The sequence below is a fragment of the Kitasatospora sp. NPDC015121 genome (genome assembly GCF_055562955.1).
Genome location: NZ_JBVHEH010000083.1, coordinates 1 through 5446, shown reverse-complemented (window position 1 = coordinate 5446; position 5446 = coordinate 1). Strand labels below are relative to the sequence as shown.

Below are 5446 nucleotides of genomic sequence, written 5' to 3'. Positions count from 1 at the left end.
AGGGTGTGGGAGAGTAGGACACCGCCGAACACAACGTAAGAGAAGCCCCCCAACCAGTCATGGTTGGGGGGCTTTCTCATACCCAAAACACACCCCCAAAACACACCCCCAAAACACACCCCGACATCGAGCGAACGGTACATCCATCGCCTCAGATCGACCGAACGTACCGTTCGCACGATCAGGGCAGGGCGAGCGACTGAGGTCGGCGGGCGCTTTGCCCGGATCAGTCGATGCCGTCGGCGGTGGCTGTTGCATACTTCGGCCGGCCAGTGGGCAGGTACCGCTGGATCATCACGCCTTTCGGAGTTGCCTGCGATTCGGCCAGTTCGAGTGCGATGTCCGGTCCGGAGTCGGGGAAGAGTCGAGTGCCCTGGCCTACGACCACCGGCACGATGAGCAGGATCATCTCGTCGACGAGATCGTTCGCGAGAAGCCAACGGCACAAGTTGCCGCTACCGTGCACCTGGAGCTCACCGCCGGGTACGGCTTTCAGTTCGCCGATCGCTGTGGCGGTGTCACCTGTAAGGGCGGTCGTGTTCTTCCATTGGGGATCGGTGAGCGTCGTCGACGCAAGATACTTGGGCCGCGAATTCAACGCGCTTGCAATGGGGTTGACATCCGGATTCTCGAACGTGCCCCAGTATCCGGCGAATATCTCGTAGGTGTGTCGGCCGAACAGGAAGGCCTCAGCTCGCTGGTAGACCTGGACGAGGTAATTCATCGCGTCGGTGTCCACCAATGGCGCGGACCATCCGCCCCGCTCGAATCCACCACGGCGGTCTTCGTCCGGCCCACCGAGTCCTTGCATCACTCCGTCGAGAGTGACGATGGTAAACGTCGTCAGTTTCATAGTCGTACCCATCTCCCAGGCGTCGTCGGATTTCCGCTGTGCCGATATAGACCGTCGGGAAGAGGGAAAGTCATCGAGCGAACGTGGCGTTCATCGCCTTGGATCGACCGAACGTGCCGTTCGCTCAGGGTGGGAGGTGAGATCAGGGCTGAACAGGCACGGACTCTGAGGGGGCGGTCTCGGACTCCAAAGCGTCGCACGGAATCGCGAGCTCGGTCTGTTCGAGGCGGCCGCGAAGGGTGATGTTCTCGGTGATCGACCACTGGGCAGCTTCGGCGCTGTCCGCAGCGGCCACCGCCCGTCCGGACGCGGCGACGTTACCCGGAACCGTCTTTGCGACCTCGGACAGTCGTGCTGCCTCGTTGACGGGATCACCGATGACGGTGTACTCGAATCTTTCTCGCGCACCGACGTTGCCGGCTACGGCAATACCGGCAGCTACGCCGATTCCCGCGCTCACTTCCGGAACTTCGGCACGCAGGCGCTGCTGGATCTTGCGGGCGGCGGCAAGAGCGCTGCCGGCGTGATCGTCGAGTGTCGTCGGCGCTCCGAAAATCGCCAGCGCTGCGTCGCCCTCGAACTTGTTGACGAATCCGCCGTGTGCATCGACCTCGTCGACGATGACGTCGAAGAATCGGTTGAGTAGAGCGACCACCGCGGTAGGGGAGTTGGTGGCCGCGATGGTGGTCGAACCGATGACGTCGACGAAAAGAACGGCAACGTCGCGCTCTTCACCGCCGAGTTCGGGGTTGCGGCGAACCGCGTTTGCGGCAACCTCGTGTCCGACGTGGCGCCCGAAGAGGTCGCGAATTCTCTCGCGCTCGCGTAGGCCCTCGGCCATTCGGTTGAAGCCGGTCTGCAGCAGTCCCAGTTCGGTCCCGTCGTACACGACGACGGACGCGGTGAGGTCGCCACGGGTGACTTGTTCCATGCCTCGTCGTACGGACCGAATGGGGGCCGCGGCCGATCGAATGTTGATGTACGTCAGCCCGAGTCCGACACACAGGGTGATCCCGCCGATGACGAGGATGGCGATTGCGAGGGCTTGCCACGAAGCAGGTCGGATGAAGCTGAAGACCGCTACGAGCATCAAGCCAGTGACGGGGACTCCGCTTCCGAGCAGCCAGACGAGGATTGTCCGGCCGGTCAGTCCGAGAACGGCAGCCTTGCGGGGTGCTCCGGACTCGAGTGCACGCGCAGCAATAGGGCGGAGTGCGAACTCGCTGAGCAGGTAGCAGAAAGCACAGGTGGTGATACCGCTGAAGGCCACGGTGAACAGAACTTTCGGAATGGTGTCGGGGTCGACGATTCCGTACATGGTCGTGAAGGTGATGAGCGCGGCCGTCCACAGGACAGCTTGCACTCGGGTCAGTCGCCACGGCCCGCGCAGCGCCGCGCGTTGATTCTGCTCGGTTGGCCGGTGATCCTCGGTGGCCCACCGGAGATCCCGCATGAGGCGTTTGGTGCCCCAGAGAAGTCCGATCAGAAAGACACACCCGATGAAGACGGGCACGGCGATAAAGTTGATCCACGCGAATTCGGGGTGGATGATCTCGGGTCCGGGAACCACGAATCCGACGAGCACTATCGCCAGCACCGCTCCGATCAGGTTGGTGACCAGGAGAGGGGCGGTCAGTAGTGCCTGGACGCGGATTCGGCGACGCCTGGGGCTTTCGTCGGTGGATCCGAGCAGCCACGACCCCAGGGGCGCACTCGGGACACGGCTTCGCTGCATAGTGTGTCGAGAGTAGTCGTATTGATCGCTTAGGGTGGTCCGGTGCGCCTAGTTATTGCTCGTTGCCGTGTCGATTATGTGGGACGCCTGACCTCCCACCTCCCTACCGCAAGACGACTGCTGTTGGTCAAGGCCGACGGCTCCGTCAGCATTCATGCCGACGATCGGGCGTACAAGCCGCTGAACTGGATGAGTCCGCCGTGCTGGTTGGTCGAGACCACCGGAGACAGCGACGACATCCTGTGGGTCGTCACCAACAAGGCGGGCGAGGAGCTTCGGATCACTCTCGAGGAGGTCGAGCACGATTCGTCGTATGAACTCGGTCTCGATCCGGGATTGATCAAGGACGGTGTCGAAGCGCACCTTCAAGAGCTTCTAGCGGAGCATGTCGAGACGCTCGGCCCCGGCTACACGTTGGTGCGCCGCGAGTACATGACGGCCATCGGGCCGGTCGACCTTCTGGTCCGCGACGCGGACGGTGCATCGGTGGCGGTGGAGATCAAGCGCCGCGGCGAGATCGACGGCGTCGAGCAGTTGACGCGCTATCTGGAATTGCTCAACCGCGATCCGTTGCTCGCGCCGGTCACGGGAGTTTTTGCAGCGCAACAGATCAAGCCGCAGGCGAAGACTTTGGCCAACGACCGTGGGATCCGTTGTCTGGTCCTTGACTACGAGGCACTCCGCGGGACCGAAAGCACCGAGTTCCGACTTTTCTGACGCTGTTTAGACTCGAACCATGCCGCGCCGCAAACCTTCGCCGAAGCAAACCCGTCGAACGGATACTCGGCGTGCTCGGGATTCGAGTGCGGAGTCGCAGGCACCCAGTGGTGTGTTGTTCGGCGGGGCGCTGGTCCGGGAGGAACCCGGGCCGGGCGGTGAAATGTACATGGTGAGGCCGATACCCGGTTCCAATGCGACGAAGTTCTACCGGTGTCCCGGTTGTGATCACGACATCAGGCCCGGCGTCGCCCATGTGGTGACGTGGCCTTCGGAACCGGGTGGCGCGAACGAACGTCGACACTGGCACACCGGATGCTGGTCAGGCCGCGGAACTCGCAGCCTGACCAGACGGTGGTCCTGAGCGTCGATCAGTTCCTGGACTGGGCTCGCTGCTCGACGGCGCGGGTGTCGATCTCGGCGGTGTTGGTCTCGTCCGAGTCCTCGAGTACGTCGTCTTCGTCGATACGTGGTTCTGAGTCGACCGGATCTGCGTCGGCTTTCTTGTCTTCGATCTCGAGATCTTCCTCGGCTTCGACGATGACCGGAGCGGGCGGTGAATCGAGGAGTTCGCTCTCCCGATTGACCGATGCGAGCATGGCCGGAACCGAATCGAGTTGTCCGCGAATACCCAAGAGCTGAGCCAGGATTCGGCCACGGAGAACACGCAGTTCTTCAGTCAGTTCTTTTGCGTGTGCGATCTTGCGCTCGGACTGATCGGTGGCGGCCTGCAGCCTCCGCTGAGCCTCGTGCGACGCATCGGCGAGTCGACGCTCGGCCTCTGCCTTGCTCGACGACTCCAGTTCGTTGACGGCGGCGACGACCTTGGCGCGGCGCTCCGACATAGAGATGTCGAAGTCTTCGCGGATCTGAGTGCGCTTGGCCTCGGACTCGGCAGCCAGTCGATCCCGCTCGGCTTGTGCGGCTTCGACGATGCGGGCCGCTTCGGTACGGGCCTGTGCCATGGTCTGCTCGTGCATGGTTTCCATCGCGTTGCGACGGTCCTCGAGTTCGGCGATCAGCGACTCGTAGTGCCCACGTAGGCGGGCGCCGTCCTGTTCGGCAATGGAGGTCATCTCGGCTGCGTCGGCCTCGGCCTTCGCGCGCACCTCGGAGGCCTCGTCGGAGGCAAGGCGCAGCATGCGGCTGATGCGATCGCTCATGCCCTCCGCAGTGGTGGGCGGTACCGACAGGCGGTCGACGTCCTTGCGGAGGTCGTCGATGTCGTCGCGTGCATCGTCGAGCTGCTTGGCAAGGTCACGGGCCTGCGCAGCGGCAGCATCACGATCGGCTGCGGTAACTCGCAGCTCCGCGTCGAATCGCTCGAAGTAGTTACGTACCTCGTCGCGGTCGTATCCCTTCCGTGCGATCTGGAACGGAAGTTGGATCGAACCGCGGTCCTGCTCGTATGCCATGGCGACAATCTACCTGGCATACGAGCTGGAGTCGGGTCTGCTAGTGGCTCGCGTCGGGTTCGACCAGTTCCACCAGGACGCCCCCGGCGTCCTTCGGGTGAATGAAGTTGATGCGCGAGTTGGCCGTACCGCGTCGGGGAGCGTCGTACAGCAACCGAACACCGCGCTCGCGAAGCTCGGCGGAGATGGCGTCGATGTCGGTGACCCGGTAGGCGAGCTGCTGCAGTCCAGGGCCGCTTCGGTCGATGAACTTGGCGATGGTCGAGTTCTCGTCCAGAGGCGCGAGCAGCTGAACGGCAGTGGATCCGGCGGGGGAGCCGACGACGGAGAGCATGGCCTCACGCACGCCCTGCGATTCGTTGATTTCCTCGTGGGTCGACACCATGCCCAGGTGCTGCGTGTACCACGCGATCGCCACGTCGAGATCGGGCACCGCGATTCCGACGTGATCGATCGCGACGACGAGGTCGGACGACAAAGGTGCGAGTGCAGAACTGGGGGAGGTCTGTGTCATACCTTTCACGGTAGCGCTACCGTTTGAGGAGTACACGTCGGGATGTGACTTGGCTCTTAGGCCGCACGGAACCGACGACTATGTCTCTTTTGCAGCCGGAGGAAATCGTGACCAGTTCTGTGATTGTTGCGGGAGCTCGTACCCCGATGGGTCGACTCCTCGGATCGTTGAAAGACCTCTCCGGGTCCGACCTCGGCGGCATCGCCATCAAA

5 protein-coding genes are annotated in these 5446 nt (G+C 62.9%); 1 reads left to right on the top strand and 4 read right to left on the bottom strand.

Annotated elements, in window-relative coordinates; all coding sequences use genetic code 11:
- Positions 1-226: 226 nt before the first annotated feature.
- A complete protein-coding gene (locus ACZ3J7_RS40780; protein ID WP_298782241.1) occupies positions 227-853 on the bottom strand; it encodes a dihydrofolate reductase family protein in 627 nt (208 codons plus the stop codon).
- Positions 854-995: 142 nt separating this feature from the next.
- Positions 996-2450: an adenylate/guanylate cyclase domain-containing protein gene (locus tag ACZ3J7_RS40775; RefSeq protein WP_465628457.1), complete on the bottom strand. Its 1455-nt coding sequence runs from the start codon at positions 2448-2450 to the stop codon at positions 996-998.
- Positions 2451-2630: 180 nt separating this feature from the next.
- Between ACZ3J7_RS40775 and nucS the strand changes: the two genes are divergently transcribed.
- Complete coding sequence (nucS, locus tag ACZ3J7_RS40770; protein WP_003945160.1) at positions 2631-3305, top strand: endonuclease NucS; 675 nt, start codon at positions 2631-2633, stop codon at positions 3303-3305.
- A gap of 371 nt (positions 3306-3676) precedes the next feature.
- On the opposite strand, the gene ACZ3J7_RS40765 is transcribed toward nucS, so the two are convergent.
- Both ACZ3J7_RS40765 and mce read right to left on the bottom strand, forming a co-directional pair.
- Positions 3677-4720, bottom strand: coding sequence for a coiled-coil domain-containing protein (locus ACZ3J7_RS40765; protein ID WP_095973766.1), 1044 nt, complete (start codon positions 4718-4720; stop codon positions 3677-3679).
- 40 nt (positions 4721-4760) lie between these two features.
- A complete protein-coding gene (mce, locus tag ACZ3J7_RS40760) occupies positions 4761-5234 on the bottom strand; it encodes a methylmalonyl-CoA epimerase (RefSeq protein WP_070385161.1) in 474 nt (157 codons plus the stop codon).
- Between the last annotated feature and the right edge of the window lie 212 nt (positions 5235-5446).

Excerpts from the sequence above, each read along its gene's own strand:
- ACZ3J7_RS40780 (WP_298782241.1), bottom strand. The coding sequence starts at position 853 with ATGAAACTGACGACGTTTACCATCGTCACTCTCGACGGAGTGATGCAA.
- ACZ3J7_RS40765 (WP_095973766.1), bottom strand. The coding sequence starts at position 4,720 with ATGGCATACGAGCAGGACCGCGGTTCGATCCAACTTCCGTTCCAGATC.
- mce (WP_070385161.1), bottom strand. The coding sequence starts at position 5,234 with ATGACACAGACCTCCCCCAGTTCTGCACTCGCACCTTTGTCGTCCGAC.